Annotated in this window: 18 protein-coding genes, 1 tRNA gene, 1 pseudogene and 1 riboswitch; of the genes and pseudogenes, 18 read left to right on the top strand and 2 right to left on the bottom strand. The window is 42.7% G+C overall.

What is annotated here, in order from left to right:
* Nucleotides 1–229: 229 nt before the first annotated feature.
* Nucleotides 230–415, bottom strand: a pseudogene (locus tag NQ556_RS14855) (recombinase family protein); the annotation flags it as partial.
* A gap of 106 nt (nucleotides 416–521) precedes the next feature.
* On the opposite strand from NQ556_RS14855, the gene NQ556_RS14850 reads away from it, so the two are divergent.
* From NQ556_RS14850 to NQ556_RS14780, 15 genes are all read left to right on the top strand, one after another.
* Complete coding sequence (locus NQ556_RS14850) at nucleotides 522–1,028, top strand: phosphatase PAP2 family protein (RefSeq protein WP_008368795.1); 507 nt, start codon at nucleotides 522–524, stop codon at nucleotides 1,026–1,028.
* A gap of 182 nt (nucleotides 1,029–1,210) precedes the next feature.
* Complete coding sequence (ppk1, locus tag NQ556_RS14845) at nucleotides 1,211–3,292, top strand: polyphosphate kinase 1 (protein WP_204575691.1); 2,082 nt, start codon at nucleotides 1,211–1,213, stop codon at nucleotides 3,290–3,292.
* Nucleotides 3,293–3,413: 121 nt separating this feature from the next.
* Nucleotides 3,414–3,486: transfer RNA gene (locus NQ556_RS14840), tRNA-Ala, on the top strand.
* Between the two features lie 150 nt (nucleotides 3,487–3,636).
* Nucleotides 3,637–4,266, top strand: a complete 630-nt coding sequence (locus tag NQ556_RS14835) for a flavodoxin family protein (protein ID WP_008368790.1) — start codon at nucleotides 3,637–3,639, stop codon at nucleotides 4,264–4,266.
* A 127-nt stretch (nucleotides 4,267–4,393) separates the two neighbouring features.
* A complete protein-coding gene (locus NQ556_RS14830) occupies nucleotides 4,394–5,368 on the top strand; it encodes a calcium/sodium antiporter (protein ID WP_008368789.1) in 975 nt (324 codons plus the stop codon).
* Between the two features lie 213 nt (nucleotides 5,369–5,581).
* The gene (locus NQ556_RS14825) at nucleotides 5,582–6,772 is read left to right on the top strand and encodes a MalY/PatB family protein (protein WP_008368787.1); all 1,191 of its coding nucleotides are present in this window, start codon (nucleotides 5,582–5,584) and stop codon (nucleotides 6,770–6,772) included.
* Between the two features lie 29 nt (nucleotides 6,773–6,801).
* The gene (locus tag NQ556_RS14820; RefSeq protein WP_022220055.1) at nucleotides 6,802–8,109 is read left to right on the top strand and encodes a Na+/H+ antiporter NhaC family protein; all 1,308 of its coding nucleotides are present in this window, start codon (nucleotides 6,802–6,804) and stop codon (nucleotides 8,107–8,109) included.
* A gap of 19 nt (nucleotides 8,110–8,128) precedes the next feature.
* Nucleotides 8,129–9,466 carry an MATE family efflux transporter gene (locus NQ556_RS14815; protein WP_022220056.1) on the top strand — a complete coding sequence of 446 codons (1,338 nt, stop codon included), beginning with the start codon at nucleotides 8,129–8,131 and terminating at the stop codon, nucleotides 9,464–9,466.
* A gap of 42 nt (nucleotides 9,467–9,508) precedes the next feature.
* A riboswitch (cobalamin riboswitch) is annotated at nucleotides 9,509–9,701 on the top strand.
* Between the two features lie 207 nt (nucleotides 9,702–9,908).
* Entirely contained in the window at nucleotides 9,909–11,108 is a 1,200-nt protein-coding gene (locus NQ556_RS14810; RefSeq protein ID WP_022220057.1) for a sirohydrochlorin cobaltochelatase, read from the top strand.
* Nucleotides 11,109–11,131: 23 nt separating this feature from the next.
* Nucleotides 11,132–11,662 carry a hypothetical protein gene (locus NQ556_RS14805; RefSeq protein ID WP_022220058.1) on the top strand — a complete coding sequence of 177 codons (531 nt, stop codon included), beginning with the start codon at nucleotides 11,132–11,134 and terminating at the stop codon, nucleotides 11,660–11,662.
* 185 nt (nucleotides 11,663–11,847) lie between these two features.
* A complete protein-coding gene (locus tag NQ556_RS14800; protein WP_008368773.1) occupies nucleotides 11,848–12,117 on the top strand; it encodes an FmdB family zinc ribbon protein in 270 nt (89 codons plus the stop codon).
* A gap of 88 nt (nucleotides 12,118–12,205) precedes the next feature.
* Nucleotides 12,206–12,337: a hypothetical protein gene (locus NQ556_RS14795; protein WP_022220059.1), complete on the top strand. Its 132-nt coding sequence runs from the start codon at nucleotides 12,206–12,208 to the stop codon at nucleotides 12,335–12,337.
* A 240-nt stretch (nucleotides 12,338–12,577) separates the two neighbouring features.
* The gene (locus tag NQ556_RS14790; RefSeq protein ID WP_022220060.1) at nucleotides 12,578–13,102 is read left to right on the top strand and encodes a C-GCAxxG-C-C family protein; all 525 of its coding nucleotides are present in this window, start codon (nucleotides 12,578–12,580) and stop codon (nucleotides 13,100–13,102) included.
* Nucleotides 13,103–13,149: 47 nt separating this feature from the next.
* Nucleotides 13,150–14,070: a TDT family transporter gene (locus tag NQ556_RS14785; protein WP_008368767.1), complete on the top strand. Its 921-nt coding sequence runs from the start codon at nucleotides 13,150–13,152 to the stop codon at nucleotides 14,068–14,070.
* Between the two features lie 414 nt (nucleotides 14,071–14,484).
* On the top strand, nucleotides 14,485–15,735 hold the full coding sequence (locus NQ556_RS14780) for a saccharopine dehydrogenase family protein (protein WP_173699143.1): 1,251 nt from the start codon (nucleotides 14,485–14,487) through the stop codon (nucleotides 15,733–15,735).
* Between the two features lie 108 nt (nucleotides 15,736–15,843).
* Here NQ556_RS14780 and NQ556_RS14775 read toward each other — a convergent pair whose 3' ends face one another.
* Nucleotides 15,844–16,719, bottom strand: a complete 876-nt coding sequence (locus NQ556_RS14775) for a LysR family transcriptional regulator (protein ID WP_008368761.1) — start codon at nucleotides 16,717–16,719, stop codon at nucleotides 15,844–15,846.
* Between the two features lie 285 nt (nucleotides 16,720–17,004).
* Here NQ556_RS14775 and ilvD point away from each other — a divergent pair, with 285 nt between their 5' ends.
* The 3 genes from ilvD (at nucleotide 17,005) to NQ556_RS14760 (ending at nucleotide 21,211) form a co-directional block, all read left to right on the top strand.
* Nucleotides 17,005–18,687 carry a dihydroxy-acid dehydratase gene (gene ilvD, locus NQ556_RS14770; RefSeq protein WP_008368759.1) on the top strand — a complete coding sequence of 561 codons (1,683 nt, stop codon included), beginning with the start codon at nucleotides 17,005–17,007 and terminating at the stop codon, nucleotides 18,685–18,687.
* 31 nt (nucleotides 18,688–18,718) lie between these two features.
* Nucleotides 18,719–19,705: an ornithine cyclodeaminase/mu-crystallin family protein gene (locus NQ556_RS14765; RefSeq protein WP_022220061.1), complete on the top strand. Its 987-nt coding sequence runs from the start codon at nucleotides 18,719–18,721 to the stop codon at nucleotides 19,703–19,705.
* A gap of 120 nt (nucleotides 19,706–19,825) precedes the next feature.
* Nucleotides 19,826–21,211 carry an alanine/glycine:cation symporter family protein gene (locus NQ556_RS14760; RefSeq protein WP_008368755.1) on the top strand — a complete coding sequence of 462 codons (1,386 nt, stop codon included), beginning with the start codon at nucleotides 19,826–19,828 and terminating at the stop codon, nucleotides 21,209–21,211.
* Nucleotides 21,212–21,215 lie beyond the last annotated feature (4 nt).

Raw genomic sequence — 21,215 nt, 5'->3', positions numbered from 1 at the left:
TGCTACGACGCTTTTGTCTTGCTCGGAAGATGGAGCAAGGGAACGCTATTCAATTATCTATTGTATTTTTTCTTCCTGCTTACAACCGTTGTGCCAATGGCTGCACCGCCGCTGATGAACAACAGGGCAATCCACAGTGCAAGGTTGCTTGTATCGCCGGTCTAGGAAAGTTTGGAATCGTCTTTCAGTTTCGCCGTTACGGTGTCGGCTTTTTCCACCGCTTCTTGCCAATAAAGCGTATCTGCTTCTTGGGGAACAGAATCTCGGTATAAAAGCCGACCTCAAGATAGTTTCTGCAGAAACGGCTCATATCCTTGACGATAATTGTGCCGATTTTCCCGGCTTCGGCTTCTGCAAGCATTGCCTGAAATCCGGGACGGTTGAAGTTACGCCCTGTGTAACCGTCATTTTTCAAAAGATTGTTTGTAAAAAATTTGTAATTCTAAAAATTCATATAAACTGTAATCTATGTTATTCTATAGAAAAGTAAAAATACTGATGAAGAAAGCAGGAGGAAATTTATGAACATTGAATTAAATATTTTGGATTGGATCCAGACGTTGCATACGCCTTTTCTGGATAAAATCATGGTATTTATCACAAGACTTGGGGATGCAGGAATTATATGGATTGTGTTGAGCATAGTATTGCTTCTGATTCCTAAAACGAGAAAAAGCGGTGCGGTTATGGTGGCTGCTTTAGTAGTAGATGTATTACTTTGCAATATTGTTTTGAAAAATCTTGTAGCACGGACAAGACCATATGATGTGAATACAGGTGTACACCTTCTGGTAGCAAAGCTTCATGATTATTCTTTTCCGTCCGGACATACGGCAGCTTCGTTTGCTTCGGTAACAGCTTTGTACCTAGCAGGTGAAAAGAAGCTTTGGAAATTTGCGCTTGTGCTGGCATGTCTGATCGCAATATCGAGGTTATATCTGTATGTACACTATCCGACAGATGTTCTTGGAGGAATTCTGTTCGGTGTGATTTCAGGATATTTGGGATATCGCAAAGTATTGAAATGAAGATGACCAAAGATTACCGACCGGGAATTATATGGAAGTCAGTTGGTATAAGCATCATTTTACATGAATTTTACAAAAACAGTTCTTTAAGAAGGTAGATATGAAAGCGTATTCAGATGTATAATTAATTCTTAAGCGTAGCTATAAAATATTCAAATTAGCAAAAGGAGATAAGTAGACAAATGAAAAAGAAGCAGTTAAAACCAGAACCATATATGATGAACAGGGAACTGTCATGGTTAAAATTTAATGAGAGAGTATTAAATGAAGCAGGGAATCCGAGAGTACCTTTAGCAGAACGACTTACTTTTGCGTCTATTTATCAATCTAATCTGGATGAATTTTATATGGTGCGGGTAGGTACACTGATGGATCAGATGGAATCATCGGAAGTAGTCCGTGAGAATAAAACCAATATGACCAGCAAAGAGCAGGTAAAAGCGATCATTGATGCAACAAGAGAGCTTGATATAAAGAAAGCAGTTATTTACGAGCAGTTAATGGGAGAACTAGAGCCGCAGGGAATCCGGATTATCAATTTCAACAAGCTTTCAGGAAAAGAAGGGGAATTACTGGAAACTTACTTTGATAATGAAATTGCACCATATCTGTCTGCGAATATCATCAGCAAACAGCAGCCGTTTCCATTCTTACAGAATAAAGAGATCTATGCGGTTGCACTGCTTGCAACGAAGGGTGGAAAGACAAAAACTGCGATCATTCCGTGTAGCAATAATGTGTTTAAGCGTCTGATCGATATCCCGACCAGACCGGGAACCTTTATGCTTTCGGAAGAACTGATCCTTCATTTTCTGCCGAAATTATTTAAAAAATATGAAATCAAAGAAAAATCTCTCCTGAGAATTACGAGAAATGCGGATATTGATACAGAAACCATTTATGATGAAGATATGGATTACAGAGACGCCATGGAAAATCTGGTAAAGCAGAGAAAACGTATGAATCCTGTCCGCATGGAATTCTCCAGAAAGATCAACAAAAAGCTGATCGCAGAGATCTGTAAATATATCCATATGGATAAAAACCACGTATTTATGTCGAGAGTACCACTTGATTTATCATTTGTATTTGCAATCCAGAATTATCTGAGAATGCAAGGAGCAGAAAAGGAAAAGCTGTTCTATCAGAAGAGAAGTCCGCGAATGACACCGCAGTTGAAAGAAAAAGAAAGTCTGATCGCACAGATTGAGCAGAAAGATGTTCTGTTATCTTATCCATTTGAAAATATTAAATCATTTACCAACCTGCTTTATGAAGCGGCAAGAGACGATTCTGTAGTGTCCATCAAGATGACCTTGTACCGTCTGGCAGTTCGAAGTCAGATCGTAGATGCTTTGGTTGAGGCAGCGGAAAATGGAAAAGAAGTTGTGGTACTTGTAGAACTTCGAGCAAGATTTGATGAGGAAAGTAATATTGAATACTCTAGAAAGCTGGAAGAAGCCGGATGCCGTGTAATTTATGGACTGAATGGATTCAAGGTACATTCAAAACTTTGCCTGATCACCAGAAAGACAGAGAAAGGTCTGGAATATATTACTCAGATCGGAACCGGTAACTATAATGAAAAGACTTCTACTTTATATACAGACCTGTCACTGATCACAGCAAAGCAGGAAATCGGAAAAGAGGCGGCGGAAGTATTTGCCTGCCTGATGCGAGGTGAGACGATAGAGGAAACACGCATCCTGCTGGTTGCACCGAAATGTCTTCAGAATAAAGTACTCGATATGATCGATGAGGAAATACGTCACGCAAAGAACGGGAAAGATGCGTATGTCGGAATCAAGATCAATTCACTGACTGATAAAGTGATCATTGAGAAACTTGTGGAAGCATCACAGGTAGGTGTGAAGATTGAAATGATCGTCCGTGGAATCTGCTGTATGATTCCTGGTATCAAAGGATACACAGAAAATATTAAAGTAATCAGCATTGTCGGAAGATTTCTGGAGCATTCCCGTATTTATCGTTTCGGAACGCCGGACAGAGAAAAAGTGTATATTGCATCGGCTGATTATATGACGAGAAATACGCTCCGACGTGTGGAGGTTGCAGCTCCGGTTCTGGATGATACGTTGCGTGAAAGACTGGACTGGATGTTTGACACCATGATGAAGGATGATGAAAAAGGAAAAGAACTGACTGCAGACGGCGATTATGTAGATCGTGATATCAATGAAGAAAAGCTGGATTCACAGGAAGTGTTCTATGAGACGGCGTATAAAAATACGGAAAAGAAATAGTAGAGAATATTTGAGCAAAATAAACACAGCTGTAGAAATGATACAGCTGTTATAAAATCAGCAGATACAGTTGACAAAGAGGGACGTTTGTGATATTTTAATTAAGTCGCAAACGTCATATGGGGGATTAGCTCAGTTGGGAGAGCGCCTGCCTTGCAAGCAGGAGGTCACGAGTTCGAATCTCGTATTCTCCACTTTATAAGAAGGGCAGCAGAGAAATCTGCTGCTTTTTTGTGTGCTAAAAAATATATCATCATTTCCATCTTGCAGAGAAAAGAAAAAAAGAGGAAAATAAAATCATAGTAAAACAAGATGGTATGATTACCAGAAAGGAAGATTTTATCATGAAAGAAAATTTAAAAGTACTTATGCTCAACGGAAGCCCGAAAGCAAATGGTAACACAGCCATTGCACTTCGCGAGATGGAAAATGTTTTCAAAGAAAATGGTATAGAAGTAGAAAATATTGTAATCGGAAACCAGGCAGTCCGTGGCTGTATTGCCTGTGGTTCCTGCTACGAAAAAGGCAAATGTGTTTTTGATGATGTGGTGAATGAGATGGCAACCAAATTTGAGGCAGCAGATGGTCTTGTAATCGCAAGTCCGGTGTACTATGCGTCTGCAAATGCAACTCTGATCGCCTGTCTTGACAGACTGTTCTACAGCAGTCATTTTGATAAAACGATGAAAGTGGGAGCAAGCGTTGCCTGTGCAAGACGTGGCGGATGTTCTGCGACATTTGATGAGCTGAACAAATATTTTACCATTTCCGGAATGCCGGTTGCATCCAGCCAGTACTGGAACAGCATCCATGGGGCAGCACCGGGAGAGGCCGAAAAGGATGAGGAAGGAAGGCAGACGATGCGTACACTTGCAAGAAATATGACTTTCCTTATGAAGAGTATTGCACTTGGAAAAGAGCAGTTTGGACTTCCGGAAAAAGAAGCAAAGATTCCGACAAATTTTATTCGGTAGAACAAGTAAAAGGCAGGGATTTGTGAAATATCACGAATCCCTGCCTTTAGAGTTGACAGTCCAACTTTCTTGTTTTATAGTGGGAGTTGCAATTTGGTAGGAAGTATTTAAAAGAGAGGTTTTGGTCATGGCACTTATAAAATCAATCATTATTTTGATTATAGGGTTTGCTCTATTGATGAAAGGAGCAGATTATTTTGTAGAAGGAAGTTCTTCTGTTGCGAAGCAGCTTCATGTTCCATCGATGATCATCGGTATGACCATCGTTGCAATGGGAACCAGCCTTCCGGAATGTGCGGTCAGTGTAACGGCATCCCTGACAGGAAATAACTCACTTGCGGTAAGTAATGTTGTCGGATCGAATATTTTCAACTTGATGGTTGTTTGTGGAGCCTGTGCGTTATTTGCACCTCTTACGATAAAAAAAGATACATTGAAAAAAGAGTTTCCATTATCAATTATCTGTGCGGCCTTGCTGATGGTGCTTGGATATGTCGGGATGCTTTTAGGACATTTAGATGGCGGTGTATTTCTCCTTATTTTTGCAGCTTATCTGATCTGGATGATTGGCTCTGCCAAGAAAGCAAGAGCAGCACACAAGGAAAGTCAGATGATGCGCGAAGAGGGAGAATTAGTAGACGAAGAAATTCAGATCCTGCCACTTTGGAAATGTGCGTTATTTATTGTTGGTGGCATGATTGCAATCAAGTTTGGCGGTGATTTTGTTGTAGACAGTGCTTCAGCACTTGCAAGCGCATTCGGACTCAGTCAGACACTTATCGGACTTACCATCGTTGCGATGGGAACCAGTCTTCCGGAACTTGTAACATCGATTGTTGCGGCAAGAAAGAATGAAGTGGATATGGCACTTGGAAATGTGATCGGTTCTAATATTTTCAATATCCTGTTGGTACTTGGAGTTGCAGCTGCCATCAGTCCAGTGAAATTTCTTACCGATAATATCATTGATACGGTTGTACTGATTGCGATGAGTCTTGTTGTTCTGGTGTTTGCATGGACTTCAAAAATGATCGACCGAAGAGAAGGCGCTACGATGCTTGGAATGTATGCAGTGTATATGGCATATATTTGCATACGATAAAATAAAAGAATCATAAGGAAAAATGGCTGTGGATGAAACCTGCCCCAAAAGTTAGACCTAAATTCTAACGATTGGAAGTCGGTTCAATCCACAGCTATTTTTAGTGGGTCAGTGTACATTCTATTTTATACTTCTATAGAAAAAACATTGACATGTCTAACAAAAAGAGGTATAAAAAACGAGAGAATTTTGCGACAAGGAGAAAGGCATAAGATGGGAAAGTACAATTTTGATGAAGTAATCGACAGACATGGAACGGACTGCCTGAAATATGATTTTGGAATGAAACGAAAGGGAAGAGATGATCTGCTTCCGCTCTGGGTGGCAGACATGGATTTCCGTCTTCCGGATGAAATTCTGGATGAATTCCACAAGAGAATTGACCATGGAATCTTTGGTTATACGGATCCGCTGGATGAATATTTTGCAGCAATGAACCATTGGTTCTCCACACGTTATGGATATACGATCGAACCGGAGTGGGTAACACTTGGTGCCGGGATTGTCTATGCACTTGGAACCAGCGTAAGAGCATTTACCGAAGAGGGAGATGCTATGATGGTTATGCAGCCGGTTTACTATCCATTCAGTGAAGTAATAAAAAATGACGGAAGAAGATTGGTAAACTGCCAGCTTCGCTATGAGAATAACCATTATTCCATCGACTTTGAAAAGATGGAAAAAATGATTCGGGAAGAAGGTGTCAAAGCTCTGATTTTCTGTAATCCTCACAATCCGGTGGGAAGAGTCTGGACAAGAGAAGAATTAGAAAGAGTTGCCCAGGTCTGTTTGAAATACAATGTAATCTGGATGGTAGATGAGATGCACTGTGATTTCATTTTCCCTGGACATACCTTCACAAGCTGCATGAATCTGGATGAAAAATACCGCGAGATCCTTGCACTTTACAGCTCACCTGGAAAGACCTTTAATGTAGCTGGTCTTCAGCCGGCGAATATCATTATTCCAAATGAAGAATTACGGAAAAAATACCAGTGGGCGAATACACAGGCAGCTTACAGCCAGGGAAGTTTGATGGGGCAGCTTGCAGTCAAGGTATGTTACACCAAAGGTGCTGAGTGGGTAGATGAACTGGTGCAGTATATTTATGAAAATGTAAAATATATGAGCAAGTTCGTGAAAGAGAATTTCCCGAAAGCGAAGATGGTAGAGCCGGAAGGAACCTATCTGGTATGGGTTGATTTCTCTGGTTATGGTTTTAGTAATGAAGAACTGGAACATCTGATGCTTGAAGAGGCAAAACTGTGGCTGGATTCCGGAATCATCTTCGGACCGGAGACCGCTCAGTTCGAGAGATTCAATGTTGCCTGCCCGCGTGTGACTCTGGAACAGGCACTGACACAGCTTAAAGATGCACTGGATAAGCATCTGGCAGCAAAATAATATAAAAAGAGGATTGAGAGGGAAAAAAGATGGACAAACAAAAGAAAAATATGGGGGCAGTGGCATTTCTTCCACTGATCGTATTTCTGGTATGTTATGTAGGGTGCGGGATTACATTTACCCTGCTTGGAGCAGACGAACCGTTCGGAAAGTTCCCGCGTCACGTCGCGCTTCTTGCAGGGTGTGCGGTAGCACTTCTCCTTAACCGTGGCATTGGTGTACAGGATAAGCTGAATATTATGACAACGAGCATGGGAAATTCAGGAGTTATGATGATCGTTCTGATCTACCTGATGGCTGGTGGATTCCAGGGAGCAGCAGCGGCAATGGGCGGAAAAGATTCGGTTGTGAATCTCTGTCTGCATTTTATTCCGGTGAAACTTTTGGTTCCGGGTGTATTTTTGATGTGCTGCTTTATTTCTACATCGATCGGAACATCCATGGGAACGATTGCAGCGATGGCTCCGATTGCGATCAATGTGGCACAGGGAGCGCATTTAAATGTTGCGGTAGTCGGTGCGGCAGTGATCGGGGGATCTTATTTTGGAGATAACCTTTCCATGATTTCAGATACAACCATTTCTGCAGCAGAAGGATGTGGTTCTGAGATGAAAGACAAATTTAAAATGAACTTTTTCATTGCTCTTCCAGCGGCAATTGTGGCAATGATCCTGTACTCGATTTTTGGCGGAGTCGGAAGCGGAGCAATCGAAGCAGGAAGCTATAGTATCATCGAAGTCCTTCCTTATTTTATTGTTCTAATTGCGGCACTTATGGGAGTTAATGTTGCAGTAGTCCTTTTTGTAGGAATACTTGCATCCGGTATCATTGGACTTTGTGTTGGAAGCTGTGGATTTTTTGAATGGATCCAGGCAATTGGAAGTGGCATGAGCGATATGTTCAGTATCAGTATCGTTGCGATTTTAGTATCTGGTATTATCGGTCTTGTACGTGAATATGGCGGTGTTGAATGGCTGGTGGGCGCGATCAGCAGCAAGATCAAGAGCAGACGTGGTGCGGAATATGGAATCGGACTGATGTCAGGTATCCTTTCCGCAGCTATGGTAAATAATACGATCGCAATCATTGTTACCTGTCCGATCGCAAAAGAAATCGGGGAAAAATATAAGATCGCACCGAAGAGACTTGCCAGTCTGGTGGATATCTTTGCCTGCGCATTTATTGCACTGATGCCACATGATGGTGGTATGCTGATGATTACGGCACTTGCTGATGTATCACCGCTTAATGTACTGAAATATTCGTTCTATATGTTTGGACTGATCATTGCGACCTGCGTTACGATACAGTTCGGATTGATGGACAAGAAAAATTAGACAGGATGAAATTTAAAATATGAAAGATCTAACAAAAGGAAAACCATCCACACTGATACTGGCTTTTGCGCTGCCGATCTTTTTCGCAAATCTTCTGCAGCTTACATACAGTCTTGTGGATACCAGAATTGTCGGAACTTTCCTGGGAGAGGATGCGCTGGCGGCTGTCGGCGCGACCACAACCTTAAGTAATCTGATCATTGGATTCTTGCAGGGACTTTCGGGGGGATTCGCGATTATTATTGCACAGAAATTCGGTGCAAAGGATTATAAAAATGTGAAGAAATCATTCGCAATGTCGCTGACCATGGGTACAGGAATTGCAATATTTTTTACGGTGTTCGGATTGTTATTTTTACAGCCGATCTTAAATATACTGAATGTTCCGTCAGATCTGATGGCGACGGCGAAAAGCTATATTTTTGTGATCATTGCAGGGCTTGTGGCGACATTTCTCTATGATGCCTGCGCGGCTGCACTCCGGTCACTCGGAGATACGGTGACGCCTCTTGTGATCCTGGCAATCTCAGTTGCACTGAATATTGTTGGGGATCTGCTTTTTGTCGTAGTGCTGAAAAGCGGAGTGCGGGGAGCTGCGATCGCAACGGTACTGGCACAGGCAATCGCCTTTGTTGTGTGCTGGATTTATATGGTAAAGAGATATGAACTGTTAAGACTTAGCCGGGAAGATTTCAAAGATCCGAATCCGGTTATGGTGAAAAATATGTTGGGTGCGGGAATGTCCATGGGATTCATGAGTTCTCTGATCAATATCGGTTCCCTGACGCTTCAGACAGCGATCAATAAACTTGGAAATGATTATATCGTAGCACAGACAGCGGCCCGGAAGCTGACTGAAATGTTTATGATCATGTTTACAGTATTTGGAAATACGATGGCGACCTACTGTGGACAGAATCTTGGAGCAGGAAAGATCGACCGGATCAAAAAAGGGATCTGGCTTGCGATTTTCTATACTTGTATCTGGTGTACACTTGTGATCGTGGCAAGCTACACGATTGGAGATAAACTGGTCTATCTGGTAACAGGTACACATAATGAAAATGTGATCTTAAATGCGACCAGATATCTGAAATTTGATACATTGTTTTATTATGTAACAGCAGTAATCTGCATTGTGCGAAATGCCATGCAGGGACTGGATGACCATATTACACCGATCGTATCAAGTACACTTGAGATGCTTGGAAAAATAGTGATCGCATTTACACTGGTTCCACATCTTGGATACACGGGGGTTATCATTGCGGAGCCGATTGTGTGGTTTGTTATGGTGATTCCGCTGATCGTGCAGATTTTCCGGATGCCGGTGCTGAAGCAGACAAGCCTTTCTTGACACTATTCATACGCCTGTGCTAGAATAGGCTTGTTTAGAAAAATAAATACAGATGCGTAAGGTGTCAATCAGACGGAATGTCTGGATTGGTGAAAAGGGAAACAGGTGCAAGTCCTGTATGAACTCGTCACCGTAATTTGCAAGCTTAGGCTGTCATACCACTGGGAGACCGGGAAGGAAAGCCACAAGCGTCTGAGCAATCAGTCGGGAGACCTGCCTTTCGCAGTACAGGAACGGAAAGTTCATGCCACGAGTAACTGGCAGTACGAAAGATAGAAACTTCAGACTGATTTTGCGAGGGCAAAATGTCAGTTTCTTTTTTGTACGCCCTCGTTAAATTTAGATACGGGGGATTTTTTTGTTTACAAAAAATATGCTGTAAAGTGTAATGAATATCATTCCGATTCCTGAAAGTATGACAAAAAAGTCAGGGAGGATCAAGATGAAGAAACGAGTATTAGTAGCATTACTGGCAACAGCACTTACGGTGTCTATGATGACTGGATGTGGAAGCAAGAAGACAGAGGACACTTCTTCTACAAAGACAGAAGAAACATCCGAAGACAGCGATCAGGAGGCAGCAGACAAAGTGGCAAAGCTGATCGATGACATTTATGTGCAGGAAAGAACAGACAAGACAGATGAACAGTGTAAGGCTGCAAAAGAAGCCTGGGATAAGCTTACTGATGCACAGAAAGAACTGGTAGAAGGTGAGAACGCTGATCCGGATTATTTTGGAAGGGATACAGGCGATGCATCGAAAGATGATCCGCTGAACGAAGATAACATCGGAGAAAATGAAATTCTGGTTGTAAGCTTTGGTACATCTTTTAATGACAGTCGTGCAGAGGATATCGGTGGTGTGGAAAAAGCACTTCAGGCAGCATATCCGGACTGGTCTGTAAGAAGAGCATTTACAGCACAGATCATCATCAACCATGTACAGGCCCGTGATGATGAGAAAATCGACAATATGGATCAGGCACTGGAAAGAGCAGTCGACAACGGGGTTAAGAACCTGGTCGTACAGCCGACACATCTGATGCATGGTGCCGAGTATGATGAACTGACAGAAGCAGTTGAAAACTACAAAGATAAATTTGAATCTGTAAAAATTGCAGAACCACTTCTCGGTGAAGTCGGAGCGGATGAAACAGCGATCAATGAGGATAAAGCAGCTGTTGCAGAAGCAATTACAGCAGAAGCTGTAAAGACAGCTGGATTTGACAGCCTGGATGCGGCAAAAGAAGAGGGAACCGCATTTGTATTTATGGGACATGGAACTTCTCATACAGCAAAGATCAGCTATTCACAGATGCAGACACAGATGGAACAGCTTGGTTATGAGAATGTATTTATCGGAACCGTAGAAGGCGAACCGGAAGATACCGCTTGTGAAGCAGTAATTGAAAAGCTCAAAAATGCAGGATACAAGAAAGTAATCCTTCGTCCACTGATGGTTGTAGCAGGAGATCATGCAAACAACGATATGGCAGGCGATGATGACGATTCTTGGAAGAGCCAGTTTGAAGCATCCGGAGTATTTGACAGTATTGATACACAGATTGCAGGTCTTGGTGAGATCGATGCGATCCAGCAGCTTTATGTGGCACATACACAGGCTGCAATTGATGCAGAATAAATAAAAAAAGAGGGATTTATAAGATGAAAAAGAAACTGTTAGTATTGGTATTATCTGCTGTAATGGCAGTGGGAATGATGAGCGGATGTGGTGCAAAATCAGACACATCAGATACGAAAGCAAAGACAGCAGAAAGCTCTTCTGCTAAAGAAGAGGAAACAGAGGAACAGACAGAGTGTGAGCTTGAAGACGGAACCTACACAGCAGAGTTCAAGACTGACAGCGGAATGTTTCATGTAAATGAAGCGAATGACGGAAAAGGAACACTCACAGTAAAAGACGGGAAAATGACGATCCATGTCAGCCTGGTTTCTAAGAAGATCGTCAACCTGTTTGAAGGAACATCCGAAGATGCACAGAAAGATGGTGCAGAACTTCTGGAACCTACAACAGATACGGTAACCTATAGCGACGGTGCAACAGAAGAAGTTTATGGATTTGATATTCCGGTTCCTGAACTGGATAAAGAATTTGATGTGGCTCTGCTCGGAAAAAAAGGAGTCTGGTATGATCATAAGGTAAGTGTGACCAATCCGGTGAAAGTCGAAGAATAATTGAAGATAAGTGAAAGGACTGTTTCCCTGAGAAATGGGAAATGGTCCTTTTTTTGCTTGGGCATGAACTGGATAACACTATACTTTTATATGTCAGATAGTGTATACTAGGCAGTGGAAGATCATACAAAAGAGAGAATGTTTTGTATATAAAAACTAAAATGTGGAGAGGAAGTTAAAATACGATGTACTACGTACCAGATGGCACAAAAGAGTGTGGATTTTATGAATGTAAAAAATGTGGAAACCGTTTCTTATCCTTACAGACAATGAACCGGATCCCATGTCCGGAATGTGAGGCAGAGATCGACTATGAGATCGGACCAGACGAATCCATGGAAGATGCTCTGGACACGGCAGAATTACTGGAAAAGATCATCGGTGAAGAAGAAGTAGAGAAAATGGATGGACTTCTGAGTCTTGCAATTACCGGTGGAGACTGTAACTGGATTTAATTTTCGGTTAAAAGTGTTGAATGGGTGGTTAGGAAAAACAAACGAAGTGTGTTATAATAGAAATATGAGTAAAAGAGGGAGAAAATAGATGGATATTCATGATTTGAAAATATTTCTGATGATCGCACAGGCGTGCAGTGTTTCCGGAAACACGTACAGGAATGGCTGCAAAAGATACGCTCAGGAGAGATTACACGATAAGAAAAAAGTTGATAAGTAGTAACGAAAAGTTGCGGGTAAGTCACAAATTATACAGAATGCATGAAAAAGCGGAGTATAGTTTGTGCCTTTTGGTCTACAATTCCATGGAAATAGATGATGACTATAATAATGGAATATTTATAGAAAAATTGAATTTGAATAAAATGTATAAAAGAATATAATGGTAATACATGGATGCTGGCAAAATATACAAATAATCGTGCTGGCACAAATATATTTTTTACAGGAGGATTTGAAAATGAATATTGGGGTAACAGAAATCAGTCCAAGAGAGGTGCAGAGAAAGGCAGAGAAATGTTTTAAAGATGGATATTACTGCTGTGAAGCTCTGGTCAGCACGATCCGCGATGAATTCAAACTGGATGTGCCGAAAGAGGTTGTAGCTATGGCATCCGGAATGGCAGTAGGAGCAGGAAAATCAGGATGTGTCTGCGGTGCATTTAACGGAGGAATTCTTGCACTTGGAATGTTCTTCGGCCGTACCGAACAGGATGGACCGACCAACCCGAAGAGTATCAAATGTATGGAGCTTACGCACGAGCTTCATGACTGGTTCAAGAAGGCAAATGGTAAAAATGCAATCTGCTGCAGAGTTCTTACAAAGGAATTCAATATGGGACAGGGTGAACACAAAGAACAGTGTATCTATTTTACAGGACTTTGTGCATGGAAGGTAGCGCAGATCGTCTGTCGTGAGCTTGGTATCAAGAATCTGGATGAAATTGATGAACCGTGCGAAAGAAGAAAAATTGCAGATATCTAAATAAAGTGGTAACGACAGCCGCTTGATGAGAGAAAGGGAAAGAAACAATGAAAGACGTAATTAAGAAAGTACCGATTCCGCTTTGCGGAGTCATGCTTGGCGCGGCAGCACTTGGAAATCTACTTCAGAGCTATTCAGAAGGAATCCGTTATGTATGCGGTATATTCGCAGCATTTCTTCTGATACTGGTGCTTTTGAAGCTGATCATGTTCCCAGGAGCAGTGAAAGAAGATATGGGAAATCCGATCATGGCAAGCGTATCAGGAACGTTTCCGATGGCACTTATGATTCTCAGCACTTATGTAAAACCGTTTATCGGAAAGGCAGCTTATTACATATGGCTTCTGGCAATCATTCTTCACATCATTCTGATCATATACTTTACGGTGAAGTTTGTTCTGAAACTTCAGATGCCAAAAGTATTTGCAAGCTATTATATTGTATATGTAGGAATTGCTGTAGCGGCTGTTACAGCACCGGCTTATGAGCAACTTGGAATCGGAACCGCAGCATTCTGGTTTGGATTTGTAACACTGATCGTACTTCTTGTACTTGTAACCTATCGTTATGTGAAGTTTAAAGAAGTGCCGGATCCGGCAAAACCGCTGATCTGTATCTACGCAGCACCGACCAGCCTGTGTATTGCAGGTTATGTACAGTCCGTAACACCGAAATCATACGGTTTCCTGATGGCAATGTTTGTAGTTGCAACGGTTATTTATATTTTTGCCCTGGTAAAAGCAGTGGGATATCTGAAGATGCCATTCTTCCCAAGCTATGCAGCCTTCACATTCCCATTTGTTATCAGTGCGATCGCAACTAAACAAACTATGGCATGTGCAGCAAATATGGGACATCCAATGCCATTTCTTCAGTATGTAGTTCTGATCGAGACAATTATTGCAGCAGCACTTGTTGTTTATACTTATGTTCGTTTTATGGGGGCTATTTTCGGAGGAAAGAAATAAAAGATTTGACCGGACAGATAAAAAAGGGTAAACTTAAATTTATCAAGAATATGTCGGATGAGGGACGTCCTAGACACCGCAAGGGGCCGAAGAAGCAAAACGTAAGGTAACATCTTCCTTTCGTGGAAACTGACAGGCAAAAAGGAAGGCGACCTGACGAATCTTTGGAGAGTGTGCAAAGAAAGCACCACCTACGAGGCTAGAACCAACTGGTAAAAGGACAGAGAAAACAGATGAACGATTTTTTTCGTGTATCTGTTTTTTTCTGCCCTTTTTATATGGGCACTAATATGAGATGAGACTGTTAGCAGGCAGTACGTGGTGGCATACAAAAGTATTATCCGAGGAAGAAGGGAAAGGGCATTTTTTGAATAAAATTTGACAGAAGAAAAAGAAAAGCAGGAGGAAAAAAAGATGAGAATGATGCTTGTAGGAGCCGGTGCTGTCGGTGAAAGTATTTTAAAAGTAATGCAGTGGAGAGACCCAAAGGGAGAATGGCTGAAATATGTACTGGTCTGCGACTATGATCTGAAAAGGGCAGAGGAAGTTGTCGGTATGATGAAGGGGGATTCCCGTTTTGAAGCCTCTAAGATCGATGCAACAAATACAGAGGAAATGGCAGAACTGATCCGGGAGCATAAGATTGATTTTGTGATGGATGTAGCACCACCTTTTGCAAGTAATATGATTTTTGACGCTGCATTTAAAACGGGTGCAGATTACGGAAGCATGGGAACCTGGTCGGTTCCGATGGAAGATCCGGCTTACGGACTTGGTATTGAGAACAGCTATACTGAACCGATGACAAAATACAATTTTGACCGTCATGAAGCCTGGAAGAAGCAGGGGAATATGGCTGTGATCTGTATGGGAATCGATCCGGGTGTTGTAAATGTATTTGCAAAATACGCGGCGACAGAGCTTTTGGATGAAATAACAGAAGTTCATGTAAAAGACGGCGGAAATCTGTCTGTTCCGGGTGCAGATCCGGATGACATTATGTTTGGATTCAACGTGTGGACCGTGCTGGATGAGGTAATGAACCCGAATGTTGAGTATGATAAGGAGAAGGGCGGATTTATCGTAGAAAAAGCATTTGCAGGGCAGGAAGTCTATGAGATGCCGGAAGGAGTAGGAAAAAATACTCTGGTAAAGGTAGAGCATGAGGAGGTTGTGACGATGGCACGCTACTTAAGCCAGTATGGATTGAAAAAGGCAACCTTCAAGATCAGTCTTGATGAGAATCTGATCACGGCACTTAAGGTGCTGGATAAGCTGGGACTTCGCAGTATCAAGCCGGTGCAGGTAGGGGATGTGAAGGTAGTTCCAAGAGATGTGGTTGCAGCCTGTGCACCGCAGCCAAAAGATATCGGAGATGAGATGACCGGAAAAATGCTGGTCGGAGTACAGTGTATCGGAAAGAAAGACGGAAAGGAAAAAGAATACTTCTTGTATCAGCCATTTGATAATCAGGAGTCTATCGAAAGATGGGGAACCCAGGCTGTTACCGCCCAGACAGGATTTGGAGCAGCACTTGCACTGGAGCTGATCGGAAGAGGAATCTGGAAAGAAGCTGGGGTCTATGCACCGGAATATTTTGATCCGAAACCATACCTTGAATTAATGAAAGAAAGTGGTTATAAATACGGAATTATAGAGAAATAATCTGGATGCGCTCAGAGATGGTCTGAGAAAATAAACAAAATAAAGTTACGCGCAAAAACGGTACAAAGTCATAGAAGAACTTTGTGCCGTTTTGTGTGTGACAGGAAATCAGATCAACTTACACTCTTTGGCCCATTTGGTGACAAAGGTAAGAAACTTATCAAGTGCAGGAGAGAGTTCAGGTGTATCCAGATAGGCTACGGACAGATTCCTGCGGAAGTGTTCGGTAAAGGAACGGACACAGACGTTGAAGGGAATATTATGGAGCAGAAGTTTGGGAAGTACAGTGATGCCAAAGCCCTGTTCCACCATTTTAATCGCAGTATAGTCTTCATTGATCCGAAATCTTACGTTAGGCGTGATATGGTTTAATCGGAATAATTTTCCGGTTTCATAATCAAAATCATCGGCGGAGAGAACAAAATCCTGTCCGTCAATATCGGCAAAAGATACCGTCAGCTGATCGGCAAGAGGATGGTCCAAGGAGGTAACCAGAACCAGTTCGTCGGTGCCGACAGGCAGATTTGGGAAATCCTTTGCGACATATTGCGAAACAAAGATACAGTCCAGTTCTTTTTTGCGAAGCTTTTCCGTCAGGTTCTGAAATCCGTCAACATAGAGCCGAAAGGTGATATTCGGGTATTCGGCAGAAAAATTTTTCAGTACTCCGGGGAGCCAGTTATAGGCAATGCTCTGCACCGTTCCGATGCGGATAAAGCCACTGTCCAGATTGTTGATATTTGAGACGATCTGATCGATCCGTGTATTGGCGGAGCGGATATGCATAAGTTCTTCAAAGATGGGTTCTGTTCCGGGAAGTGCTTCCATTCCGTTTTTTGAACGCTTGAACAGCTTAAGACCAATCTCTTTTTCATAATTGCGGATAGTCTGGCTGACAGCTGACTGTGTGTAGTTGTGTTTTTGAGCAGCTTTTGAGATGCTCTGATTCTCATAGACATCAAGAATCACATCGTATTTAGACATGATGAAACCTCCCGTGGTGTTGATAAACAATGCTCTTTTACTATCTTACTTAATATAAGGAAGATAATCAATATCTGTGGGATTTTATTATAAATTTTTTTAAAATCAAACATAAGAAAAAGTGAAAATATAAGCGCAAATCAAAGAGTTAACAATGTATTAAGAAAAAGTGAAGTCTGATATCAGTTTTACAGACTTTTCAATGACCGGAAACTGGAATAGCATAGAACAGGGGAATGAAATTCAAAGGATTTTAAGTGTATCATGAATTAAAGGAGAAGAATAATGGGATACAATTACTGGAACGGAACAGAAGCGGCACACCGCCGTGTTATGATGAAGGCGGCAGGATATTCGGATGAAGATATCCGTCAGAAACCGCATATCGGAATACCGAATTCTTACATGGCAGGTTCTCCCGGAACTGCGCATCTTCGCCAGGTGACAGAAGCTGTAAAAGAGGGAATCTGGGCAGCAGGTGGAATCCCGGTAGAATTCGGAATCCCGGCTACTTGCGGAAATGTGGCAAATGGTGCGGATGAGATGAAGTATGAGCAGGTAGGAAGAGATATCGTGGCAATGTCCATCGAATTTGTATCCAGAATACATAATTTCGATGCGATTTGCTGTGTGGCATCCTGTGATCTGATCATTGCCGGATGTTATCTGGCAGCGTGCAGACTGGATATTCCGGCTCTGGTAGTGACCGGGGGATCAATGCAGGCCGGAAATTACTGCGGGAAGACAGTTGTAGAGGCAGATCTGGATGCGGCAAGATTCTCAGGTGCTTCCGAAGCTGAGTTATTTGAAATGGAAGAAAGCGTCTGCCCGTCATTCGGTGCCTGCCCGTCCATGGGAACAGCGAACACGATGCAGATGTTAGGTGAGGTGCTGAACCTGGTTATGCCGGGAACATCTACGATTCCTGCATCAGATAATGCAAGACTTCGTGCTGCAAGAACAGCAGGAAAATACATGGTACAGCTTGCCAGGTCCGGAAAGACACCAAAAGATCTGATCACCAAAGATGTTCTGGAAAATGCGATCATGTTTGATATGGCAGTTGCAGGATCAACCAATGCGGTACTGCATATCCTGGCATACGCATATGAACTTGGTATCAAGCTTACACTGGCAGATTTTGAAAAGTATGCGAAGGAAATTTACTGCATCAATGCAGTGATTCCAAGCGGACCGTATACAGTTGTAGATTTTCATTATGCCGGCGGTGTAAAGCAGGTCATGAAGCAGCTTGCCGGTAAAATCCATACCGATGCGCCGACGATTTACGGGGATACAACTTGGGGTGAACTCCTCGATTCTGTGAAAAGCGCGCCAAATAAAGTCATTCATTCGCTGGAAGATCCTGTAGCAAAAGAACCGGGACTTAAAATCATGCGGGGAAATATTTCTCCGGCAGGAGCGATCGTACGTCCGACAGCAGTATATGAAGAAGTAAAATACATCAAAGGTGCGGCAAAAGTGTATGAATGCGATCAGGATGCATATAGAGCCATTATGGCAGGTGAGATTGTTGCGGGGGACATTCTTGTTATCCGCTATGAAGGCTGTAAAGGAGCACCGGGTATGAAAGAGCTGATGCTTAGTATCGATGCGCTGATCGGACTTGGACTTGATAAAAAGGTCGGGCTTATCACAGACGCGCGTTTCTCCGGATTCAACTACGGAGCAATCGTCGGACATGTTTCTCCGGAAGCTTATGACGGCGGTGTGATCGCTTTGATCGAAAATGGTGATGAAATTGAGATGGACATTGCAGGGGGAACCGTCAATCTTCTCGTATCCGATGAGATCTTAGCAGAAAGAAGAAAATCCTGGGTACGTCCGCCGCTTAAGCAGCAGAAGGGTGTTTTAAATATTTACGCACAGAACTGCAGACCGGCAGAAGAAGGCGGTGCAATGCAGCCATGGGCACTGGATGCAGACTACGGATATCATCACGAATAAAAGTATTGGTATGGATAAGGAGAGAACGGGTATGTTATTGCTTTCAAAAGAGGATATTAAAAGTGTAATTACAATGAAAGATATGATCGAGGCGGACAAGCAGGCATTTAAGATGGTTGTCGATGGTACGGTAGATACACCGCTTCGTACAGTCATCAATGGAAAATATGACGGCGCATTTCTGTTTATGCCGGCCTATGCTCCGGAATTAGATGCAGCAGCCATGAAGGTGATCAACATTTTTCCACACAATATCGATAACAATCTGATGACATCACCGGCGCAGACCATGCTGATCGACGGAAAGACGGGATATGTGATCGCGATGCTGGATGGAACTTATGTGACACAGCTTCGTACGGGGGCCTCTTCCGGTGCAGCATTTGATCTGCTTGGAAAAAAGGAATGTAAAAAAGGTGCAATGATCGGTACAGGGGGACAGGCAGCAGCTCAACTTGAGGCAATGCTCGCAGCAAGAAAGCTGGAAGAAGTAAAGATCTTTGACCTGAATGAAGAAAGATGCAAAGCATTTGCCGAAGAAATGCAGAAGGGACTGGCTAAATACGGTGCAAAAATCATACCGGCCAAGGATTCAGATGACTGTATCGAAGATGCAGATCTTATTATCACAGTGACTCCTTCCGCAAAACCGGTATTTGACGGAACAAAGGTAAAAGCCGGTGCAACCATCAGCTGCGTAGGTACTTATGAGCCCCATAAGCATGAGCTGGATCCGGCAGTTTTACCGAGAGCATCTAAGATTATCTGTGATTCAAAAGAGGCGGCGCTTTCAGAGACGGGGGATCTTCTGATTCCGATTGCAGAGGGAATCATTACAGAAGAGGATGTGCTTGGAAGTCTTGGAGATGTGATCAATGGAAAGATCAAAGGACGTGAAAATGACGAAGAAATTATCGTATATGAAACCGTAGGAGTTGCTGCGCAGGATTTGGTGGCAGCAAAGGTGATTTATGATAAGGCAGTAGAAGCCGGAAAAGGACTTCGCTGGGGAGAATAATCTAAAAAGAGGATGTAAATACAAAAAACACGGAATATTTCCGTGTTTTTGGTATTTTAAAGAATAGCTTTGTGATAAGATAAACAAGAACAATAATTTAAAGAAAAGGAAACAAGAGAAATGCTAACTACATGGATTCAGGCAGTATACCAATTTTTATGGGGAGATCTTTTAAGGATACCACTTCCGGGAGGTTCCTCTTTTGGTGTGTCACTGCTTATTATTTTACTGATTCCCACAGGAATCTATTTTACGATCAGAACAAGATTTTTGCCGGTTCGTCTTTTTGGAGATATGGTTCGCACGCTTACCGGGAAAAAGAAGGAAGATGGCAGTCTGTCGACCTTTCAGACACTGATCGTCTCAACTGCAACGAGAGTCGGAATGGGAAATCTGGTTGGAGTAGTCGCTGCCGTTTCCGCAGGCGGTGCCGGTGCGGTATTCTGGATGTGGATCACAGCAGTCATCGGTTCTTCAACCGCATTTATCGAGGCAACGCTTGCACAGCTTTATAAAGAGAAAGATCCGCTTTACGGAGGCTACCGCGGAGGTCCGGCATATTATATGCATCATTATGTAGAGAGACGGACAGGAAAGACAAAGAAACATGTCTGTATTGCGGTGCTCTTTGCAATCTCAGGGCTTATCTGCTGGGCCGGGATCAGTCAGGTGATCAGTAATTCGGTTGCATCTTCTTTTGAAAATGCGTTTGGGATTCCGCCAATTTTAACGACGGTGATTCTGGTAGCCGTTGCGGCAGTGATCGTACTGCGAAAAAATGCCACAGTAAAGGTGTTGGATATTCTGGTTCCAATCATGGCAGTCTGCTATTTTGTGATTACGATAGTCATTATCTTGTTGAATATCCGAAGCCTTCCGGGTGTATTTGAGCGGATTATCCAGGAAGCGTTTGGGATCCGTCAGGCAGCAGCCGGAGGGTTCGGAGCAGTTCTTATGAATGGTGTAAAAAGAGGGTTATTTTCCAACGAAGCGGGTTCGGGATCAGCACCATGCGCAGCTGCGGCTGCAGAATGTGATACGCCTGTAAAAGCAGGATTTATACAGGCATTGGGTGTATTTATAGATACAATTGTGATCTGCAGCTGTACGGCGATGATCATGCTTCTTGTGCCGGAAAAGATGATAGCAGGACTGGAAGGAATGGAGCTTTTGCAGACAGCAATGAATTATCATCTCGGTAAATTTGGCGTGATCTTTATTGCGGTTACGTTGTTCCTTTTCAGCTTTTCAACGTTTCTTGGAATCCTGTTTTATGCAAGAGGAAATGTGGCATATCTTTTAGGGGATAAGTGGTGCTGGCAGACAGCATATAAAATCCTCGCACTTGTGATGCTCTTTATCGGAGGAATTGCGGCTTATCATATTGTATGGGATCTTGGCGATGTGGGAATCGGACTTATGACGATTTTTAATATTGTGACTTTGTATCCTATGGGTGGAGAGGCACTGGAGGAATTGAGGAAGTACGAAAAAAATAAACAGTAGGAGA

This window comes from Coprococcus comes ATCC 27758 (assembly GCF_025149785.1).
In the GTDB taxonomy this organism is placed as follows: domain Bacteria; phylum Bacillota; class Clostridia; order Lachnospirales; family Lachnospiraceae; genus Allocoprococcus; species Allocoprococcus comes.
Note: the sequence above shows the minus strand (reverse complement) of the source record. Positions and strands in the feature narration are given on the sequence as shown.

Bases quoted from the DNA above. Each gene is read 5' to 3' on its own strand.
- NQ556_RS14815 (WP_022220056.1), top strand. From the start codon at position 8,129: ATGAAAGATCTAACAAAAGGAAAACCATCCACACTGATACTGGCTTTT.
- NQ556_RS14795 (WP_022220059.1), top strand. From the start codon at position 12,206: ATGGATATTCATGATTTGAAAATATTTCTGATGATCGCACAGGCGTGC.
- NQ556_RS14830 (WP_008368789.1), top strand. From the start codon at position 4,394: ATGGCACTTATAAAATCAATCATTATTTTGATTATAGGGTTTGCTCTA.
- NQ556_RS14810 (WP_022220057.1), top strand. From the start codon at position 9,909: ATGAAGAAACGAGTATTAGTAGCATTACTGGCAACAGCACTTACGGTG.
- NQ556_RS14835 (WP_008368790.1), top strand. From the start codon at position 3,637: ATGAAAGAAAATTTAAAAGTACTTATGCTCAACGGAAGCCCGAAAGCA.
- NQ556_RS14820 (WP_022220055.1), top strand. From the start codon at position 6,802: ATGGACAAACAAAAGAAAAATATGGGGGCAGTGGCATTTCTTCCACTG.
- NQ556_RS14800 (WP_008368773.1), top strand. From the start codon at position 11,848: ATGTACTACGTACCAGATGGCACAAAAGAGTGTGGATTTTATGAATGT.
- NQ556_RS14785 (WP_008368767.1), top strand. From the start codon at position 13,150: ATGAAAGACGTAATTAAGAAAGTACCGATTCCGCTTTGCGGAGTCATG.
- ilvD (WP_008368759.1), top strand. From the start codon at position 17,005: ATGGGATACAATTACTGGAACGGAACAGAAGCGGCACACCGCCGTGTT.
- NQ556_RS14850 (WP_008368795.1), top strand. From the start codon at position 522: ATGAACATTGAATTAAATATTTTGGATTGGATCCAGACGTTGCATACG.
- NQ556_RS14760 (WP_008368755.1), top strand. From the start codon at position 19,826: ATGCTAACTACATGGATTCAGGCAGTATACCAATTTTTATGGGGAGAT.
- NQ556_RS14790 (WP_022220060.1), top strand. From the start codon at position 12,578: ATGAATATTGGGGTAACAGAAATCAGTCCAAGAGAGGTGCAGAGAAAG.
- NQ556_RS14765 (WP_022220061.1), top strand. From the start codon at position 18,719: ATGTTATTGCTTTCAAAAGAGGATATTAAAAGTGTAATTACAATGAAA.
- NQ556_RS14780 (WP_173699143.1), top strand. From the start codon at position 14,485: ATGAGAATGATGCTTGTAGGAGCCGGTGCTGTCGGTGAAAGTATTTTA.
- ppk1 (WP_204575691.1), top strand. From the start codon at position 1,211: ATGAAAAAGAAGCAGTTAAAACCAGAACCATATATGATGAACAGGGAA.
- NQ556_RS14775 (WP_008368761.1), bottom strand. From the start codon at position 16,719: ATGTCTAAATACGATGTGATTCTTGATGTCTATGAGAATCAGAGCATC.
- NQ556_RS14825 (WP_008368787.1), top strand. From the start codon at position 5,582: ATGGGAAAGTACAATTTTGATGAAGTAATCGACAGACATGGAACGGAC.
- NQ556_RS14805 (WP_022220058.1), top strand. From the start codon at position 11,132: ATGAAAAAGAAACTGTTAGTATTGGTATTATCTGCTGTAATGGCAGTG.